This is a genomic window from Acidovorax sp. LjRoot204, assembly GCF_056175785.1.
Genome location: NZ_JBGFFF010000092.1, coordinates 1 through 19074, shown reverse-complemented (window position 1 = coordinate 19074; position 19074 = coordinate 1). Strand labels below are relative to the sequence as shown.

Here is a 19074-nt window from a genome sequence, read left to right as displayed (position 1 = left end):
CTCGTACAGCGCAGCCAGGCACAGGAATACCGCCAGGATGGCAAAGCTGTACAGGATGAGCGACTGCGAGCCTGCCAGCTTTTCTTCGCGCGACTGGCCGGTCCATTCAAAACCGAAGCCTTGGGGCAGTTGGCCCGCGAGCTTCTCCATCTCGGCCATGGCAGCTCCCGTGCTGTAGCCCGGCGCTGGCGAGCCGGAAATACGCATGGCGGGGTAGCCGTTGTAGCGCACGGTTTGCTGCGCGCCGGTCACCCAGCGCGTGGTTGCGAACGCCGACAGCGGCACCGGTTTGCCCTGGCTGTTGGTGGCATTGATCTGCAGCAGATCGTCGGGCTGCATGCGCGCCGGCGCATCGGCCTGCACCACCACCCGCTGCAGGCGGCCCTGGTTCGGGAAGTCGTTCACATAGCTGGAGCCCAGCGCTGTGGAGAGCGCAGAGTTGATGGCGTCGAAGGGCACGCCCAGCGCGTTGGCCTTGTCACGGTCAATGTCGATTTGCAGCTGGGGCGCATCTTCCAGACCATCGGGGCGCAACTGCGTCAGCACCTTGCTCTGCGAGGCCATGCCCAGCAGTTGGTTGCGGGCTTTCACCAGGGCTTCGTGTCCTGCGCCGCCCCGGTCTTGCAGGCGGAATGTGAAGCCGCTGGCGTTGCCCAGCTCGGGAATGGGAGGCGGGCTCAGCGGAAAGATGAACGCATCGCGAATACCCATCAGCGCACCGAAGGCCCGGTTGGCCACGTCTTGTGCCGACTGGCCGGGGCCATGGCGTTCACTCCAGTCCTTGAGGGTCACAAACGCGAGGGCCGCGTTCTGCCCCTGGCCGGAGAAGCTGAAGCCCAGCACGCCCACCATGCTTTGCACTTCAGGCTGCTTCAGGATGAAGCCTTCGACCTGCTCCATCACGGCCAGCGTACGCTCCTGCGTGGCGCCCGGTGGCAATTGCACGTTGACGATGATGTTGCCCTGGTCTTCGCTGGGCAGGAACGAGGTCGGCAGGCGCATGTAGACCACGGTCACGGCGCCGATGATGGCTGCGTAGATCACCAGGTAACGCGCGGCGCGCCGCAGCATGCGGGCCACAAAGCCCTCATAGCCTTTGGCAGTGCGCGAAAAGCCGCGATTGAACCAGCCAAAGAAGCCAGTCTTCTCGTGGTGATGCCCCGCCTCGACCGGCTTGAGCAGGGTGGCGCACAGTGCCGGTGTGAGCGACAGGGCCATGAAGGCTGAGAAGCCAATGGATGCCACCATCACCGCCGAGAACTGGCGGTAGATGTTGCCCGTGGACCCTGCAAAAAATGCCAGCGGCACGAACACTGAGATCAGCACCACCGTCACGCCAATGATGGCGCCCGAGATCTGGCGCATGGCCTTGCGCGTGGCTTCCAGCGGCGACAGGCCTTCTTCGCTCATGATGCGCTCAACGTTCTCCACCACCACGATGGCGTCGTCCACCACGATGCCGATCACCAGCACCATGCCAAACATGGTCAGCACGTTGATCGAGAACCCCAGCGCCAGCAGTGTGGCAAACGTACCCAGCAGCGCAATCGGCACCACGATCGTCGGGATGATGGTGTAGCGCCAGTTCTGCAGAAACAGGAACATCACCAGGAACACCAACACCACGGCCTCGACCAGGGTTTCTGCGACCTGCTTGATGGAGATGTCCACGAAGCGCGAGCTGTCGTAAGGAATGCTCCAGCTCATACCTTCGGGGAAGTAGCGTGACAGCTCATCCATCTTCGCGCGTACGTCCTTGGCGGCCTCCAGTGCGTTACCGCTGGGCGACAACTGAACGCCGATGCCCACGGCGGGCTTTCCGTTCAGGCGTGCGGCGGTGGCGTACGCCTGGCCGCCCAGTTCCACACGCGCCACATCCTTGATGCGCACGGTGGACCCATCGGTGTTGGCACGCAGCACGACGTTGCCGAACTGTTCAACGCTGGACAGTTGCCCATTGACCACCACGGTGGCGGCAATGCCTTGGCCCGCGACATTGGGCAGGTCACCAATGGTGCCGCTGGCCACCTGGGCGTTCTGGGCGCGGATGGCGGCGGTGATCTCTGCTGCCGACAGGTTGTAGCTCACCATCTTGGCCGGATCGATCCAGATGCGCATGGCGCGCTCCGTGCCAAACAGCTGGGCCTGGCCAATACCCTTAAGGCGTTGCAGTTCTGGCACCACGTTGCGCGACGCATAGTCACCCAAGGCCACGGTGTCGGTGGCCGGGTTGCTAGACGACAGCATAGTGAACAGCAGGAAGTTGGAGCGCGACTTGTCCACGCGAACGCCCTGTTGTGTCACGGCAGAAGGCAGACGCGGCGTGGCCCGTGAAAGCCGGTTTTGCACGTCCACCTGCGCCAGGTCGGCATTGGTGCCGGGCTGGAAACTCAGCGTGATGCTGCCGGAACCATCGGCCTGCGCGACCGATTCCATGTAGATCAGCCCGGGGGAGCCGTTCATCTCGCGTTCGATGACCGACAGCACGCTGTCTTCGAGGGTTTGCGCCGATGCGCCGGGGTAGGCCGCGTTGATGACGATGGACGGTGGTGCCACCGGCGGGTACTGTGCAATGGGTAGCTGCGTGATGGCTACGCCGCCCATCACCATGATGAACAGCGCAATCACCCACGCAAAGATGGGGCGGTCAATGAAAAATTTGGCCATGCTGGATTGCCCCTTATGGCTTGGATGCGGCCGAAGCGGGCGCTGCCGGCGCCTCTGCGGAGGCTGGCGCTGAGGCAGTCGCTGCTGCCGGCGCAGGCGTGCCTGGTGCTTGCCATGGAACGGGCTTTACCGGGGTTCCGGGAGGCAGCATCTGCAGCTTCTGGAAGCCGTCCATCATCACTTTTTCACCCGCCTTCAGACCGTCCAGCACCACCCAGCGGTTGTTCTGTGCGGCACTGATCTTGACGGTGCGCTGCGACACCTTGCCGTCCTCGCCAACCACGCTGACCGTGTCGCCCTGCTGGGTGCGCGTGACAGCCTGCTGGGGCAGGGTGATGGCGTTGCTGGCCTGTGCCTGTTCAATCCGCACACGCAGATACAGTCCGGGCAGCAACTCGCCCTTGGGATTGGGCACCTCTGCGCGCAGGGTGACCTGGCCGGTGGTGGAGTCCACCGACAAGTCCGTGAACAGCAGCTTGCCAGCTTGTGCGTATTCAGATCCGTCGCTGAGCACCAGCTTGACGCTGGCTGCCTGGCTGCCGCCAGCGCGCTTGAACTGCCCACTTTCCATAGCGCGCCGCAGTTGGAAGACGTCACCGGCCGATTGGGTGAAGTTCACGTACACCGGGTCAATCTGCTGCACCACAGCCAATGCGGTCGCTTCGCCCTGGCCGACCAAGGCGCCTTCGGTGACCAGTGCGCGGCCAATGCGGCCGGAGATGGGGGAGGTCACGCTGGCATAGCTGAGGTTGATGTCGGCGGTGCGCACAGCAGCCTGGGCGGCCGCCACGTCGGCCTGGGCTTGTTTCTCGGCCGCCTCTGCGTTTACAAAGTCCTGCTTGCTGATGGCATTGGCTGCAACCAGGGGGCGATAGCGCTCAGCTTGTGCGCTGGCCTGTGCCAGATTGGCCTGGGCCTTGGCGAGGCTGGCGCGCGCGCTCTCTGCCGCTGCGGCGTAGGGAGCGGGATCAATGCGGAACAGCAACTGCCCGGCCTTGACGTCGCTACCTTCCTTGAACACGCGCTGCTGAAGGATGCCGGCGGCCCGTGCGCGCACTTGGGCCACCCGAGACGCCTCCACGCGGCCAGGCAGTTCGGTGATCAGCCCCACGTCGCCGGGCGTGGCGGTAACGACTCCCACTTCGACCGGGGGCGGCTTGGGACCGCCTGCCCCGGCGGCCTGTCCATCGGCCTTGCCACAGGCGGACACAAGCAGTACTGCTGCGCTGATGGCAGCCAGCGAAAGTACTCGTAGGGTGGTGGTGGCACGCAAGTAAGGGGTGCCGGATGCGTCACGCAGTTGAGGCATGAGAGTCCTTTGGGTGGGCGTCAAAAAAAGGGATCTGGAAAAAGTGGGAGGTCTGGAGCGCTTCGCTCAATGCCCCGACAGTTTGATCAGAAATTATACATACAGACATGAATGTATAATTGTCGACTGCTGCAGATGCCCCTAGGCAGTCGTAGGGGTTTTGGAGACTCAACAGGATGTTTGACTATGGCGCGCCGGACAAAAGAAGATGCAATCGCAACCCGCAACGGGTTGATCGATGCGGCTGAGTTGGTGTTTCGGGAAAAAGGGGTGTCCCGCGCGTCGCTGAGTGATATTGCCCAGGCGGCGGGAGCCACGCGTGGTGCGATCTACTGGCACTTCAAGGACAAGGTGGATCTGTTTAGCGCCATGATGGACCGTGTCACGCTGCCGCTGGAACAGGGTTTTGCCAGTTTTGAAGACAGCACCTGCGCTGATCCTGTGCAACGCCTTCGGGCGGTGATGGCGCTGGTGCTGCGCAGTGTGGCCTCGGACGAGCACACCCGAAGGGTTTTCGAGATTGCGTTGTACAAGGTGGAATACGTGAACGAGCTGATGGGGCTGCGCGAGCGCCATGTGGCTGCCTCCGAAGGGTTTACGCAGCAGCTGGCGCGCGACTTTGCGCTGGCTGCTGAGTCGCAAGGGGTGGTGCTGTCGATGTCGGCGATGGATGCGGCCATCAGCCTGCATGCCCTTTTTGATGGGCTGATCCGCAACTGGATTCTGAATGACGGTGGCTTTGATCTCATTGGCGTAGGTGGCGCCAGCACCGACGCATTTTTGCGTGGTGTGGGGTTGTCGCTGGTCGGGGCGAAAGTGCCTGCTGCATCCTGCGGGGGCTGAGCGCCAGGGCTTTTTTTTGTTTGGATGCTTGCCGCGTGCAATAATCAAAGGCTGCGTCAATCAGAGGTATGCGGCTGTAGCTCAGTGGATAGAGTATTGGCCTCCGAAGCCAAGGGTCGTGGGTTCGATCCCCGCCAGCCGCACCAACGGTACATGCAGCAGCGAGCGCTTACAGCGTTTGTGAAGAGCGTCAAATGCGTTTAATTTCTGAACGCGTAAAAATTTGGTGCTATAATTCGAAATTCTCCGGAGGGGTGCCCGAGTGGCTAAAGGGGGCAGACTGTAAATCTGTTGGCTTACGCCTACACTGGTTCGAATCCAGTCCCCTCCACCAGTGAGTGAGCAGTGTTGAGAGTGATGCTTGACTTTGTGAGTGCAAAGTTGGGTTCGCAAAGGCCGGTGGTCTGCGCGGGAGTAGTTCAATGGTAGAACCCTAGCCTTCCAAGCTAATGACGCGGGTTCGATTCCCGTCTCCCGCTCCATTGTTTGTTGTGCTGGTTTTTTGAGTAGAGATTTTTGGTGTTGTGCGAGCGGCGCCAATTGCCCATGTGGCTCAGTGGTAGAGCACTCCCTTGGTAAGGGAGAGGTCGCGGGTCCGATTCCCGCCATGGGCACCATTTTCTGGTGCGTCCGGTTCTGGTTGCGCCGAGATCCTGTTGTGTTGATTTAGATTTTTTTCGGAGTCGGAAAAATGGCAAAAGGAAAATTCGAGCGGACCAAGCCCCACGTGAACGTGGGCACGATCGGTCACGTGGACCATGGCAAGACGACGCTGACGGCAGCTATCGCTACCGTGCTGTCCGCCAAGTTCGGCGGCGAAGCCAAGGCCTACGACCAGATCGACGCTGCGCCCGAAGAAAAGGCCCGCGGTATCACGATCAACACCGCCCACGTGGAATACGAAACGGCCAACCGCCACTACGCTCACGTGGACTGCCCCGGCCACGCCGACTATGTGAAGAACATGATCACCGGCGCTGCCCAGATGGACGGCGCTATCCTGGTCTGCTCCGCTGCTGACGGCCCAATGCCCCAGACCCGCGAGCACATCCTGCTGGCTCGCCAAGTGGGCGTGCCTTACATCATCGTGTTCCTGAACAAGTGCGACATGGTGGACGACGAAGAACTGCTGGAACTCGTCGAAATGGAAGTGCGCGAACTCCTGGACAAGTACGACTTCCCAGGCGACGACACCCCCATCATCCGTGGCTCCGCCAAGCTCGCCCTGGAAGGCGACAAGGGCAAGCTGGGTGAAGAAGCCATCATGAAGCTGGCCGAAGCCCTGGACACCTACATCCCCACGCCAGAGCGCGCTGTGGACGGTGCCTTCCTGATGCCTGTGGAAGACGTGTTCTCCATCTCCGGCCGTGGCACCGTGGTGACCGGTCGCGTGGAACGCGGCATCATCAAGGTCGGCGAAGAAATCGAAATCGTGGGTATCCGCGACACGCAAAAGACCACCTGCACCGGCGTGGAAATGTTCCGCAAGCTGCTGGACCAAGGCCAAGCTGGCGACAACGTCGGCCTGCTGCTGCGCGGTACCAAGCGCGAAGACGTGGAGCGTGGCCAAGTGCTGTGCAAGCCCGGCTCGATCAAGCCCCACACCCACTTCACGGCTGAGGTGTATGTGTTGAGCAAGGACGAAGGCGGTCGCCACACTCCTTTCTTCAACAACTACCGTCCCCAGTTCTACTTCCGCACGACCGACGTGACTGGCGCCATCGAGCTGCCAGCCGACAAGGAAATGGTCATGCCTGGTGACAACGTGTCGATCACTGTGAAGCTGATCAATCCCATCGCCATGGAGGAAGGTCTGCGCTTCGCTATCCGCGAAGGCGGCCGTACCGTGGGCGCTGGCGTCGTGGCCAAGATCATTGCTTAATCAAGCAAGGTATACAGGGGTATAGCTCAATTGGCAGAGCGTCGGTCTCCAAAACCGAAGGTTGTAGGTTCGATTCCTACTGCCCCTGCCACTTGAATGTGGCCCCCAACAAGCCCGCCAGACCCTGGCGGGCTTCGGTGTCTTAAGTGATGCCGTGACTAGGAAGCAGGAAATACTCAAAGATGGCCACTTCACAGGTTGAAACTGTCAATACAGGCGCAGACAAGGCCAAGCTCGCAGCGGTAGTGGCGTTGGTCATTGCCTCCGTTGCGGGCTTTTATTTGTTGAGCAAGCAAGGCGCTGTCGTGCAGTGGGCGGCATTGATCGTCGGGCTGGTTGCGGCTGCGGCGGTGTTTTTGGTGTCGGAATCGGGGCGTCAATTCGTCGCGTTTGCCAAAGACGCATGGCGCGAAGTGAAAAAGGTGGTCTGGCCTACGCGCAAGGAAACCTTGCAGATGACGGCCTATGTGTTTGCCTTTGTGGTCATCATGGCGCTTTTTCTGTGGTTCACGGACAAGACGCTGGAGTGGGTCTTGTACGACTTGATTTTGGGTTGGAGAAAGTCATGACGACCGCTGCGGAAATCACGGGAGCACAAGCTCCTGCAGGCGCTTCTGCCTCGGCCAATCCAGACCTGCGCTGGTACATTGTCCATGCCTATTCAGGCATGGAAAAAGCGGTCGAACGCAACATTCAGGAGCGCATCGGCCGTTCTGGCATGCAAGACAAATTTGGTCGGATCTTGGTGCCGACCGAAGAAGTCGTGGAAATGAAGAACGGCCAACGCAAGACGACGGAGCGTCGCTTGTTCCCTGGCTATGTGTTCGTTGAGATGGTGATGGATGACGACACCTGGCACTTGGTGAAGCACACTAACAAGGTCACGGGTTTCGTGGGCGGTGCCAAGAACAGGCCTGCCCCCATCTCGGAAGACGAAGTGCAAAAGATCGTCAGCCAGATGCAGGAAGGCACCGACAAACCACGCCACAAGATCGAGTTCATGGTGGGCGAGTTGGTGCGCGTCAAGGAAGGTCCTTTCACGGACTTCAATGGCTCTGTCGAGGAAGTCAATTACGAAAAGAGTCGCGTGCGCGTCTCTGTGATGATTTTCGGTCGCTCGACCCCTGTGGAGTTGGAGTTCGGACAGGTCGAAAAGACATAAATCTGTCGATCACAAGCCTGACTGCCTCGGCAGTCAGGGCAATGATTTTAGACGCCGCACTTTTCGGCTCGGTGCGGATGTCGTGACAGTGAGTCGTTAACCCGGGGAGCTGGTGGCTGCATGGTGCAACACAAGCGTTATGACCCGTCAGGAGTAAAGCATGGCGAAAAAAATCGTCGGTTTTATCAAGCTGCAAGTTCCAGCTGGTAAGGCCAATCCATCCCCACCGATCGGCCCAGCACTGGGTCAACGTGGCCTCAACATCATGGAGTTCTGCAAGGCATTCAATGCGCAGACCCAAGGTGTGGAGCCAGGTCTGCCACTGCCCGTGGTCATCACGGCGTTCGCAGACAAGAGCTTTACCTTCATCATCAAGACGCCGCCTGCGACGACTCTGATCAAGAAGGCCATCAAGCTCGAAAAGGGTTCTTCCAATGCCCTGAAGACCAAGGTTGGCAAGATCACGCGCGAACAGCTCGAAGAGATCGCCAAGACCAAGATGAAGGACATGAACGCCGCTAACGTTGACGCTGCTGTCCGTACGCTGGCTGGTTCCGCACGCTCGATGGGCGTGACGGTGGAGGGTTTGTAAATGGCCAAGTTGACGAAAAAGCAAAAGGCCCTGCAGGGCAAGGTTGACAGCACCAAGCTGTACGCTTTTGCAGACGCAGTGGCGCTCGTGAAAGAAGCTGCAACGGCCAAGTTCGACGAATCCATCGACGTGGCAGTGCAACTGGGCATCGATGCCAAGAAGTCGGACCAAGTGGTGCGTGGCGCCGTGGTGCTGCCCAATGGCACTGGCAAGACGACCCGTGTCGCTGTGTTTGCACAAGGCGCCAAGGCCGAAGAAGCCAAGGCTGCGGGTGCTGACATCGTTGGCATGGACGACCTGGCTGCCATGGTCAAGGCTGGTGACATGCCTTTCGACGTGGTGATTGCTGCCCCCGACGCTATGCGCGTTGTGGGTACGCTGGGCCAGATTCTGGGCCCTCGTGGTCTGATGCCTAACCCCAAGGTTGGCACCGTGACTCCTGACGTTGCCACGGCTGTGAAGAACGCCAAGGCTGGTCAGGTGCAATTCCGCGTGGACAAGGCCGGTATCGTGCACAGCACCATTGGCCGCCGTTCGTTCGACAACGAAAAGCTGCAAGGCAACCTGGCTGCGCTGATCGATGCACTGAACAAGGCCAAGCCAGCTTCGAGCAAGGGTCTGTACCTGCGCAAGGTCGCTGTGTCCTCCACGATGGGCGTTGGCGTCCGCGTGGATACGCAATCCATCGCAGCGTAATTGCGATTGAAATCTTCGGGCCTTTTTCAAAGGGCCTGATGTGGTGGGCTGTGGGTGGTGCAATACCTGCCTGCAGGCCATCCAAGACCGTTGGTGTGTGGTTCGCCGCACTTAATCCCCTTGCGGGGCCAACGCAGATGGCGATCCCGCTGCAGATGGAATTCGTTCCGAAACAGTTGGTCGCTGCAACAAGAGCGCGCAGGAGGGTGCAAGCCTGAGTGCGCAATTTAAGGAGTAGACCTTGAGTCTTAATCGCAGTGAGAAAGAAGCGGTCATCAGTGAAGTGACCAGCCTCGCCGCTAAAGCTCAAACGCTTGTGATCGCGGAATACCGTGGCATCACGGTCGCCGACATGACCAAACTGCGCGTTGATGCTCGCAGCAAGGGTGTGAGCCTGAGTGTTCTGAAGAACACCCTGGCCCGCCGTGCTGTGGCAGGCAGCCAGTTTGACGTGGTGGCAGACCAGATGACCGGTCCCCTGATCTATGGCTTCTCCGAAGACGCCGTGGCTGCCGCGAAAGTGGTGGCTGACTTTGCGAAGACCAACGACAAGTTGGTGATTCGCGGTGGCGCTTTCGGTGGTAAAGCCCTGGACGTCAACGGCGTGAAGCAACTGGCCAACATTCCTTCCAAGGAAGTTCTGCTGGCTCAGATTTGTGGCTTGCTTATGTCCCCCATGTCGCGTACAGCCGTTGTGCTGGGCGCACTGGCGGCGAAAAAAGGCGAAGGCGCAGCCGCACCGGCCGCCGAACCTGCAGCAGCTTGATAGCTGGGCAGTCAACCAACACAATTGTTAGGAAATCAAAATGGCATTCGATAAAGACGCATTTTTGACCGCGCTGGACAGCATGACGGTTCTGGAACTCAATGACCTGGTGAAGGCCATTGAAGAGAAGTTTGGCGTGAGCGCTGCAGCTATGGCTGCTCCTGCTGCCGCTGGTGGTGGTGCTGGCGCCGCTGCTGCTGAAGAAAAGACGGAATTCAACGTGGTGCTGACCGAAGCCGGCGCCAACAAGGTGTCCGTCATCAAGGCAGTGCGCGAAATCACCGGCCTGGGCCTCAAGGAAGCCAAGGACCTGGTGGACGGCGCTCCCAAGAACGTCAAGGAAGGCATTGCCAAGGCCGACGCCGAAGCAGCCGTCAAGAAGCTGGTGGAAGCCGGCGCCAAGGCCGAACTCAAGTAATTCGGTCTTGCTCAAGGGCTGGAGTGCTCCTCAAAGGGCCTCCAGCCTTTGGTGCTTTCAGAGAGCACCCGTAAGCCCCGTCTGCAACGAGGCTTTCGAGTGTCTTCTGACAACCCCGACAGCAGAAGACGCCTTGGTTCGGGTGATGTGCAACGCATCACCGTCCGCCATGGTTGGTAGTGGCCAACCGCCAAGCCCGTAAGGACCACGCTCCTTGCGGGTCAGTCGTCGAAGACCCAGGACTCATGTCTTTGCCCGGAGATCTCATGGCCTATTCCTACACCGAACGCAAGCGAATTCGCAAAAGTTTCGGCACCCGCGATAGCGTGCTCGAAGTTCCTTATCTGCTGCAGATGCAGAAGGACGCATACACCGCTTTCCTGCAGGCAGATACAGCACCCCAGAAAAGAACCATCGAAGGCCTTCAGGCTGCATTCGACGCTGCCTTCCCTATCGTCTCCCACAACGGTTTTGTGGAGATGAAGTTCATTGAGTACAACCTGGCAAAGCCTGCCTTCGATGTGCGTGAGTGCCAGACCCGTGGTCTGACGTTCGCCTCGGCAGTGCGCGCGAAGGTGCAACTGATCATCTATGACCGCGAGTCCTCGACGTCGCAGTCCAAGGTGGTCAAGGAAGTGAAGGAGCAAGAGGTCTACATGGGGGAAGTGCCCCTGATGACCGACAAGGGCTCGTTCATCATCAACGGCACGGAGCGCGTGATCGTGTCGCAGCTGCACCGTTCGCCAGGCGTGTTTTTCGAGCATGACAAGGGCAAGACCCACAGCTCGGGCAAGCTGCTGTTCTCGGCTCGGATCATCCCGTACCGCGGCTCCTGGCTCGACTTCGAGTTCGACCCCAAGGACATCCTGTACTTCCGCGTGGACCGTCGCCGCAAGATGCCGGTCACGATTCTGCTCAAGGCCATCGGCCTGAACCCCGAGTCCATCCTGGCGAACTTCTTCGTCAACGACAACTTCCGTTTGATGGACAGCGGTGCGCAAATGGAGTTTGTCTCCGAGCGCCTGCGTGGCGAAGTGGCACGCTTCGACATCACCGACAAGTCGGGCAAGGTGGTTGTGGCCAAGGACAAGCGCGTCACGGCCCGTCACACCCGCGAACTGGAGCAGTCTGGCACCACGCACATCAGCGTGCCAGAAGACTTCCTGATTGGCCGTGTGGTCGCTCGCAACATTGTGGACGCCGACACGGGCGAAATCATCGCCAAGGCCAATGAAGAACTGACCGAAGCGCTGCTCAAGAAGCTGCGCACTGCCGGCGTGCAAGACCTGCAGGTCATCTACACGAACGAACTGGACCAAGGCGCCTACATCTCGCAGACCCTGCGCATCGATGAAACGGTGGACGAGTTCGCTGCACGCGTGGCCATCTACCGCATGATGCGCCCCGGCGAGCCGCCGACAGAAGACGCCGTGCAGGCCCTGTTCCAGCGCCTGTTCTACAACCCCGACACGTACGACCTGTCGCGCGTGGGCCGCATGAAGTTCAACGCCAAGATTGGCCGCGACGAATCCACTGGCCCCATGGTGCTGTCCAACGAAGACATCCTGGCCGTGGTCAAGATCCTGGTGGACCTGCGCAACGGCAACGGCGAAGTCGATGACATCGATCACTTGGGCAACCGCCGCGTGCGCTGCGTGGGCGAACTGGCCGAAAACCAGTACCGCACGGGCCTGGCACGTATCGAAAAGGCCGTGAAGGAGCGTCTGGGCCAGGCCGAGCAAGAGCCGCTGATGCCCCACGACCTGATCAACAGCAAGCCGATCTCGGCCGCCCTGAAGGAATTCTTCGGTGCCTCGCAGCTGTCGCAGTTCATGGACCAGACCAACCCGCTGGCGGAAATCACGCATAAGCGCCGTGTATCTGCCCTCGGCCCAGGCGGTCTGACCCGTGAACGTGCAGGCTTCGAAGTGCGTGACGTGCACGTGACCCACTACGGTCGCGTCTGCCCTATCGAAACGCCTGAAGGTCCGAACATTGGTCTGATCAACTCGCTGGCTCTGTACGCCCGCCTGAACGAGTACGGTTTCATTGAGACCCCGTACCGTCGTGTGGTGGACGGCAAGGTGACCAACGACATCGACTATCTGTCGGCGATCGAAGAAGGCAAATACGTGATTGCGCAGGCCAATGCGCAGCTCGACAAGGACGGTCGTCTGACGGGTGAACTGGTCTCAGCCCGTGAAAAGGGTGAGTCGATTCTGTGCGGCGCAGATCGCGTGCAGTACATGGACGTGTCGCCCGCGCAGATCGTGTCGGTGGCAGCCTCGCTGGTGCCATTCCTGGAGCACGATGACGCGAACCGCGCGTTGATGGGCGCCAACATGTCGCGCCAGGCCGTGCCTGTGCTGCGTCCTGAAAAGCCCCTGGTCGGTACGGGCATCGAACGCGTCGCCGCTGTGGACTCGGGCACCGTGGTGACCGCTACACGTGGTGGTATCGTGGATTACGTGGATGCCACCCGTATCGTGGTCCGCGTGAACGACGACGAAGCCGTGGCCGGTGAAGTGGGTGTGGACATCTACAACCTTATCAAGTACCAGCGTTCCAACCAGAACACCAACATCCACCAGCGTCCTATCGTCAAGAAGGGTGACAAGCTGGTCAAGGGTGACGTCGTGGCCGACGGTGCATCGACGGACTTTGGCGAAATCGCCATCGGCCAGAACATGCTGATCGCGTTCATGCCCTGGAACGGCTACAACTTCGAAGACTCGATCCTGATCTCCGAACGCGTGGTGTCGGAAGACCGCTACACCTCGATCCACATCGAAGAGCTGGTGGTCATGGCTCGCGACACGAAGCTGGGTGCAGAAGAAATCACACGCGACATTCCGAACCTGTCGGAACAGCAACTGAACCGTCTGGACGAGTCCGGCATCATCTACGTGGGCGCCGAAGTGCAACCCGGCGACACGCTGGTCGGCAAGGTCACGCCCAAGGGCGAAACCACCCTCACGCCTGAAGAGAAGCTGCTGCGCGCCATCTTCGGCGAGAAGGCTTCCGACGTGAAGGACACGTCGCTGCGCGTGGACCAGGGGTCGTCCGGCACCGTGATCGACGTGCAGGTGTTCACCCGCGAAGGCATCCAGCGTGACAAGCGCGCCCAGCAGATCATCGACGATGAACTCAAGCGCTTCCGTCTGGACCTGAACGACCAGCTGCGCATCGTGGAGGCCGACGCCTTTGATCGTATCGAGAAGCTGCTGACCGGCCGCGTGGCCAACGGCGGTCCACAGAAGCTCGCCAAGGGCACGAAGATCGACAAGGCCTATCTGGCTTCCGTCGAAAAGTTCCACTGGTTCGACATCCGCCCTGCGGAAGACGAAGTCGCCACCCAGCTCGAATCCATCAAGAACGCGCTGGAGCAAACGCGCCACAGCTTCGACCTGGCCTTTGAAGAAAAGCGCAAGAAGCTCACGCAAGGCGACGAGCTGCCTGCTGGCGTGCTCAAGATGGTCAAGGTGTACCTTGCCGTCAAGCGCCGTCTGCAGCCTGGCGACAAAATGGCCGGCCGCCACGGTAACAAGGGTGTGGTGTCCAAGATCGTTCCGGTCGAAGACATGCCCTACATGGCCGACGGCACGCCTGCCGACATCGTTCTGAACCCGCTGGGCGTGCCCTCGCGGATGAACATTGGTCAGGTGCTGGAAGTCCACCTGGGCTGGGCCGGCAAGGGCATTGGTCAGCGCATTGGCAACATGCTCCAGGAGCAGGCCAAGGCGTCCGAGCTGCGCACCTTCCTAGAAGAGGTGTACAACTCGCGCGGCCGCAAGGAAGACCTGTCGCAACTGAGCGACGACGACCTGATGGCCATGGCGGAAAACCTGACGAGTGGTGTGCCTTACGCCACCCCCGTGTTCGATGGTGCTTCGGAAGACGAAATCAAGGACATGCTCAAGATCGCCTACCCGGACGATATTGCTGAGCGCAAGGGCCTGACACCGACCCGCACACAGGCTTATCTGTTTGATGGCCGCACGGGCGAGCGCTTTGAGCGCCCGACCACCATCGGCTACATGCACTACCTGAAGCTGCACCACTTGGTGGACGACAAGATGCACGCCCGCTCGACCGGTCCTTACTCGCTCGTCACGCAGCAGCCGCTGGGTGGTAAGGCGCAGTTCGGTGGCCAGCGTTTCGGGGAAATGGAAGTGTGGGCGCTGGAAGCTTACGGCGCCGCCTACGTGCTGCAGGAAATGCTGACCGTGAAGTCCGACGACGTCGTGGGCCGTACCAAGGTGTACGAGTCCATCGTCAAGGGCGAACACGCCATCGAAGCCGGCATGCCGGAATCGTTCAACGTGCTGGTCAAGGAAATCCGTTCGCTGGGCCTGGACATCGAGCTGGAACGCTCCTAAGCAGAAAAGGAAAGAGTCACTATGAAATCGCTACTCGACCTGTTCAAGCAATTCACGCCGGACGAGCATTTCGATGCCATCCGCATCGGCATGGCTTCGCCCGAGAAGATCCGTTCGTGGTCTTTCGGCGAAGTGAAGAAGCCCGAAACCATCAACTACCGCACATTCAAGCCCGAGCGTGACGGTCTGTTCTGCGCCAAGATTTTTGGTCCTATCAAGGACTACGAATGCCTGTGCGGCAAGTACAAGCGCCTCAAGCACCGCGGTGTGATCTGCGAGAAGTGCGGCGTTGAAGTCACGCAGACCAAGGTGCGTCGCGAGCGCATGGGCCACATTGATCTGGCCGCACCTTGCGCTCACATCTGGTTCCTGAAGTCGCTGCCTTCGCGTCTGGGCCTGGTGCTCGACATGACGCTGCGCGACATCGAACGCGTGCTGTACTTTGAAGCCTACGTGGTGACCGACCCCGGCATGACCCCGCTGAAGAAGTTCAGCATCATGTCCGAGGACGACTACGACGCCAAGCGCAAGGAATACGGCGACGAGTTCATCGCCAAGATGGGCGCCGAAGGCATCAAGGACCTGCTGGAATCCATCGACATCGACCTGTCGATCGAACGCCTGCGCGGTGACCTGACCGGCTCCGAAGTCAAGGTCAAGAAGAACGCCAAGCGCCTGAAGGTGCTCGAAGCCTTCAAGAAGTCGGGCATCAAGCCCGAGTGGATGGTGCTGGAAGTGCTGCCCGTGCTGCCACCGGACCTGCGTCCGCTGGTGCCGCTGGACGGCGGCCGCTTCGCGACCTCCGACCTGAATGACCTGTACCGCCGCGTCATCAACCGCAACTCGCGTCTGCGCCGCCTGCTGGAGCTGAAGGCCCCTGAAATCATCGCCCGCAACGAAAAGCGGATGCTGCAGGAAGCCGTCGACTCGCTGCTGGACAACGGCCGCCGTGGCAAGGCCATGACGGGCGCCAACAAGCGTGCGCTGAAGTCGCTGGCCGACATGATCAAGGGCAAGTCCGGCCGTTTCCGCCAGAACTTGCTGGGCAAGCGCGTGGACTACTCCGGTCGTTCCGTGATCACCGTGGGCCCAACGCTCAAGTTGCACCAGTGCGGTCTGCCCAAGCTGATGGCGCTGGAGCTGTTCAAGCCTTTCATCTTCTCGCGCCTCGAAGCCATGGGCATCGCGACGACGATCAAGGCCGCCAAGAAGGAAGTCGAATCCGGCACCCCCGTGGTGTGGGACATCCTGGAAGAGGTCATCAAGGAACACCCCGTGATGCTGAACCGTGCACCCACGCTGCACCGTTTGGGCATCCAGGCCTTTGAACCCATCCTGATCGAAGGCAAGGCCATCCAGCTGCACCCCCTCGTCTGCGCGGCCTTCAACGCCGACTTCGACGGTGACCAGATGGCTGTGCACGTCCCGCTGTCGGTGGAAGCACAAATGGAAGCCCGCACGCTGATGCTGGCCTCCAACAACGTGCTGTTCCCCGCCTCGGGCGAACCCTCCATCGTGCCTTCGCAGGACGTGGTGCTGGGTCTGTACTACGCCACCCGTGACCGTATCAACGGCAAGGGTGAAGGCCTGGTGTTCGCTGACACCGGCGAAGTGCAGCGTGCCCTGGACGCTGGCCAGGTCGAACTGGCTGCCAAGATCACGGTGCGCATGACCGAGTGGACCAAGGACAAGGCCACGGGCGAGTTTGTGCCCTCGACCTCGCTGGTGGAAACCACTGCAGGCCGCGCACTGCTGTCCGAGATCCTGCCCAAGGGCCTGCCGTTCAGCAACATGAACAAGGCGTTGAAGAAGAAGGAAATCTCCAAGCTCATCAACGTGAGCTTCCGCAAGTGCGGCCTGAAAGAAACCGTGGTGTTTGCAGACAAGCTGCTGCAAAACGGTTTCCGCCTGGCTACGCGCGCCGGTATCTCCATTGCCATCGACGACATGCTGGTGCCTCCGCAGAAGGCCGGCATCATTGAGCGCTCCGAGAAGGAAGTCAAAGAGATCGAACAGCAGTACGTGTCCGGTCTGGTGACGTCTGGCGAGCGCTACAACAAGGTGGTGGATATCTGGGGCAAGGCCGGCGACGAAGTGTCCAAGGTGATGATGGCCCAGCTGTCCAAGCAAAAGGTCACCGACCGCCACGGCAAGGAAGTGGACCAGGAGTCTTTCAACTCCATCTACATGATGGCCGACTCCGGTGCCCGCGGCTCTGCGGCCCAGATCCGTCAGGTGGCGGGTATGCGGGGTCTGATGGCCAAGCCAGACGGCTCGATCATCGAGACGCCCATTACCGCGAACTTCCGCGAAGGTCTGAACGTGCTGGAGTACTTCATCTCCACCCACGGTGCCCGTAAGGGTCTGGCCGACACGGCGCTGAAGACGGCGAACTCCGGTTACCTCACCCGCCGTCTGGTGGACGTGACGCAGGACCTGGTTGTGACCGAAGAGGATTGCGGCACGGCCAATGGTTCGCTGATGCGCGCCATCGTCGAAGGCGGTGAAGTGATCGAATCGCTGCGCGAGCGTATCCTGGGCCGCACTGCGGCTGAGGACGTACTGCACCCCGAGAACCGCGCGGTGCTGGTCGAAGCTGGTGTGATGTTGGACGAAGACCTGATCGAAGAGCTCGAAGCCGCTGGCGTGGACGAAGTGAAGGTGCGCACGGCCCTGACCTGCGAAACCCGCTACGGCCTGTGCGCCAAGTGCTACGGCCGCGACCTGGGCCGCGGTGGCCTGATCAACCTCGGCGAAGCCGTGGGTGTGATCGCTGCCCAGTCCATCGGCGAGCCCGGCACGCAGCTGACCATGCGTACGTTCCACATCGGTGGAGCCGCTTCGCGTGCAGCCATCGCGTCGAGCGTGGAAGCCAAGTCCAACGGCGTGATCGGCTTCAACGCCACGATGCGCTACGTGAGCAACACCAAGGGCGAGCTGGTGGTGATTGCACGTTCGGGTGAAATCATCATCCAGGACGAGCATGGCCGCGAGCGTGAGCGCCACAAGGTGCCTTACGGTGCGACGCTGACGGTGAAGGCCGACCAGCAGATCAAGGCCGGTACGATCCTGGCCAACTGGGACCCGCTGACGCGACCCATCATCACCGAGTTCGCCGGCCAGACCAAGTTCGAGAACGTCGAAGAAGGCCTGACGGTGGCCAAGCAGGTCGATGAAGTGACCGGTCTGTCCACGCTGGTGGTGATCGATCCGAAGCGCCGTGGTGCCGCGAAGGTGGTGCGTCCGCAGGTGAAGCTGATCGACGCCCAGGGCAACGAAGTGAAGATCCCTGGTACCGACCACTCGGTGACCATCGGCTTCCAGGTCGGTGCTCTGATCCAGGTGCGCGATGGCCAGGACGTGGGCCCCGGCGAAGTGCTGGCGCGTATTCCGGTCGAAGGCCAGAAGACCCGCGACATTACCGGCGGTTTGCCCCGCGTGGCCGAGCTGTTCGAAGCCCGTACACCGAAGGACAAGGGCACCCTGGCCGAAATGACCGGTACCGTGTCGTTCGGCAAGGAAACCAAGGGCAAGGTTCGCCTGCAGATCACTGACCCTGAAGGTCGCGTGTTCGAAGAGCTCGTGCCCAAGGAAAAGAACATCCTGGTGCACGAAGGCCAGGTGGTGAACAAGGGCGAATCGATTGTGGACGGCCCGGCCGACCCACAAGACATTCTGCGTTTGCTGGGTATCGAAGAACTCTCGCGCTACATCGTCGATGAAGTGCAGGACGTGTACCGCTTGCAGGGCGTGAAGATCAACGACAAGCACATCGAGGTGATCGTTCGCCAGATGCTGCGCCGCGTCGTGGTCGAGAACGTCGGCGAGTCGAACTACATTGCCGGCGAGCAGGTCGAGCGCTCCGAGATCCTCAACACCAACGAGGCACTGCAGGCCGAGGGCAAGATCCCTGCGACCTACAGCAACCTGTTGCTGGGTATCACGAAGGCATCGTTGTCCACCGACAGCTTCATCAGCGCCGCGTCCTTCCAGGAAACCACGCGCGTGCTGACCGAAGCCGCCATCATGGGCAAGCGCGACGAGTTGCGTGGCCTGAAGGAAAACGTGATCGTGGGTCGCCTGATCCCTGCCGGTACGGGTCTGGCCTACCACCAGGCACGCAAGGCCAAGGACGCCATGGACGACGCCGAGCGCCGCGCCATTGCCGAAGCCGAAGCCGCCGAAATGGCAGCCCAGTCGGACGCCTCGGATGTGGACAGTGGCAGCGTCACTGCCACAGACGCAGCGGCAGACTGATAGAAAACAGCAAGGCCTCCCCCAGGCCCTGCTGCGGTCGCCACAGCGCCCCCGTCCTGTCCCAGGCAGGCCGGGGGCGTTTTTGATGGACGCGTGTCTTTTC

12 protein-coding genes and 5 tRNA genes are annotated in these 19074 nt (G+C 60.7%); 15 read left to right on the top strand and 2 right to left on the bottom strand.

Annotated elements, in window-relative coordinates; translation table 11 throughout:
* Both AC04MI_RS16240 and AC04MI_RS16235 read right to left on the bottom strand, forming a co-directional pair.
* Positions 1–2667 (bottom strand): efflux RND transporter permease subunit (locus AC04MI_RS16240; RefSeq protein WP_476498155.1); only part of this gene is annotated, 2667 nt, incomplete at its 3' end.
* Between the two features lie 13 nt (positions 2668–2680).
* On the bottom strand, positions 2681–3976 hold the full coding sequence (locus tag AC04MI_RS16235) for an efflux RND transporter periplasmic adaptor subunit (RefSeq protein ID WP_436079299.1): 1296 nt from the start codon (positions 3974–3976) through the stop codon (positions 2681–2683).
* Between the two features lie 186 nt (positions 3977–4162).
* On the opposite strand from AC04MI_RS16235, the gene AC04MI_RS16230 reads away from it, so the two are divergent.
* The 15 genes from AC04MI_RS16230 (at position 4163) to rpoC (ending at position 18971) form a co-directional block, all read left to right on the top strand.
* Entirely contained in the window at positions 4163–4819 is a 657-nt protein-coding gene (locus tag AC04MI_RS16230) for a TetR family transcriptional regulator (RefSeq protein ID WP_056059092.1), read from the top strand.
* 70 nt (positions 4820–4889) lie between these two features.
* Positions 4890–4965 (top strand) — tRNA-Arg (locus tag AC04MI_RS16225).
* Positions 4966–5067: 102 nt separating this feature from the next.
* Positions 5068–5153, top strand: a tRNA-Tyr gene (locus AC04MI_RS16220).
* Positions 5154–5227: 74 nt separating this feature from the next.
* Positions 5228–5301, top strand: a tRNA-Gly gene (locus AC04MI_RS16215).
* Between the two features lie 60 nt (positions 5302–5361).
* Positions 5362–5436 (top strand) — tRNA-Thr (locus AC04MI_RS16210).
* A gap of 74 nt (positions 5437–5510) precedes the next feature.
* Positions 5511–6701 carry an elongation factor Tu gene (gene tuf / locus AC04MI_RS16205; RefSeq protein ID WP_099731469.1) on the top strand — a complete coding sequence of 397 codons (1191 nt, stop codon included), beginning with the start codon at positions 5511–5513 and terminating at the stop codon, positions 6699–6701.
* A gap of 15 nt (positions 6702–6716) precedes the next feature.
* Positions 6717–6792, top strand: a tRNA-Trp gene (locus AC04MI_RS16200).
* Positions 6793–6883: 91 nt separating this feature from the next.
* Positions 6884–7270 carry a preprotein translocase subunit SecE gene (secE, locus tag AC04MI_RS16195; RefSeq protein WP_056641821.1) on the top strand — a complete coding sequence of 129 codons (387 nt, stop codon included), beginning with the start codon at positions 6884–6886 and terminating at the stop codon, positions 7268–7270.
* Complete coding sequence (gene nusG, locus AC04MI_RS16190; RefSeq protein ID WP_015012231.1) at positions 7267–7863, top strand: transcription termination/antitermination protein NusG; 597 nt, start codon at positions 7267–7269, stop codon at positions 7861–7863. The genes secE and nusG overlap by 4 nt, the downstream gene beginning before the upstream one ends.
* 160 nt (positions 7864–8023) lie before the next feature.
* Positions 8024–8455: a 50S ribosomal protein L11 gene (gene rplK / locus AC04MI_RS16185; protein ID WP_008907082.1), complete on the top strand. Its 432-nt coding sequence runs from the start codon at positions 8024–8026 to the stop codon at positions 8453–8455.
* Positions 8456–9151, top strand: coding sequence for a 50S ribosomal protein L1 (gene rplA / locus AC04MI_RS16180; protein WP_056059944.1), 696 nt, complete (start codon positions 8456–8458; stop codon positions 9149–9151).
* 241 nt (positions 9152–9392) lie between these two features.
* The gene (gene rplJ, locus AC04MI_RS16175; RefSeq protein WP_034695835.1) at positions 9393–9917 is read left to right on the top strand and encodes a 50S ribosomal protein L10; all 525 of its coding nucleotides are present in this window, start codon (positions 9393–9395) and stop codon (positions 9915–9917) included.
* Between the two features lie 40 nt (positions 9918–9957).
* Positions 9958–10335, top strand: coding sequence for a 50S ribosomal protein L7/L12 (rplL, locus tag AC04MI_RS16170; protein WP_008907085.1), 378 nt, complete (start codon positions 9958–9960; stop codon positions 10333–10335).
* A gap of 266 nt (positions 10336–10601) precedes the next feature.
* Positions 10602–14714, top strand: coding sequence for a DNA-directed RNA polymerase subunit beta (rpoB, locus tag AC04MI_RS16165; RefSeq protein WP_436078223.1), 4113 nt, complete (start codon positions 10602–10604; stop codon positions 14712–14714).
* A gap of 21 nt (positions 14715–14735) precedes the next feature.
* Entirely contained in the window at positions 14736–18971 is a 4236-nt protein-coding gene (gene rpoC / locus AC04MI_RS16160) for a DNA-directed RNA polymerase subunit beta' (RefSeq protein WP_056745839.1), read from the top strand.
* Positions 18972–19074 lie beyond the last annotated feature (103 nt).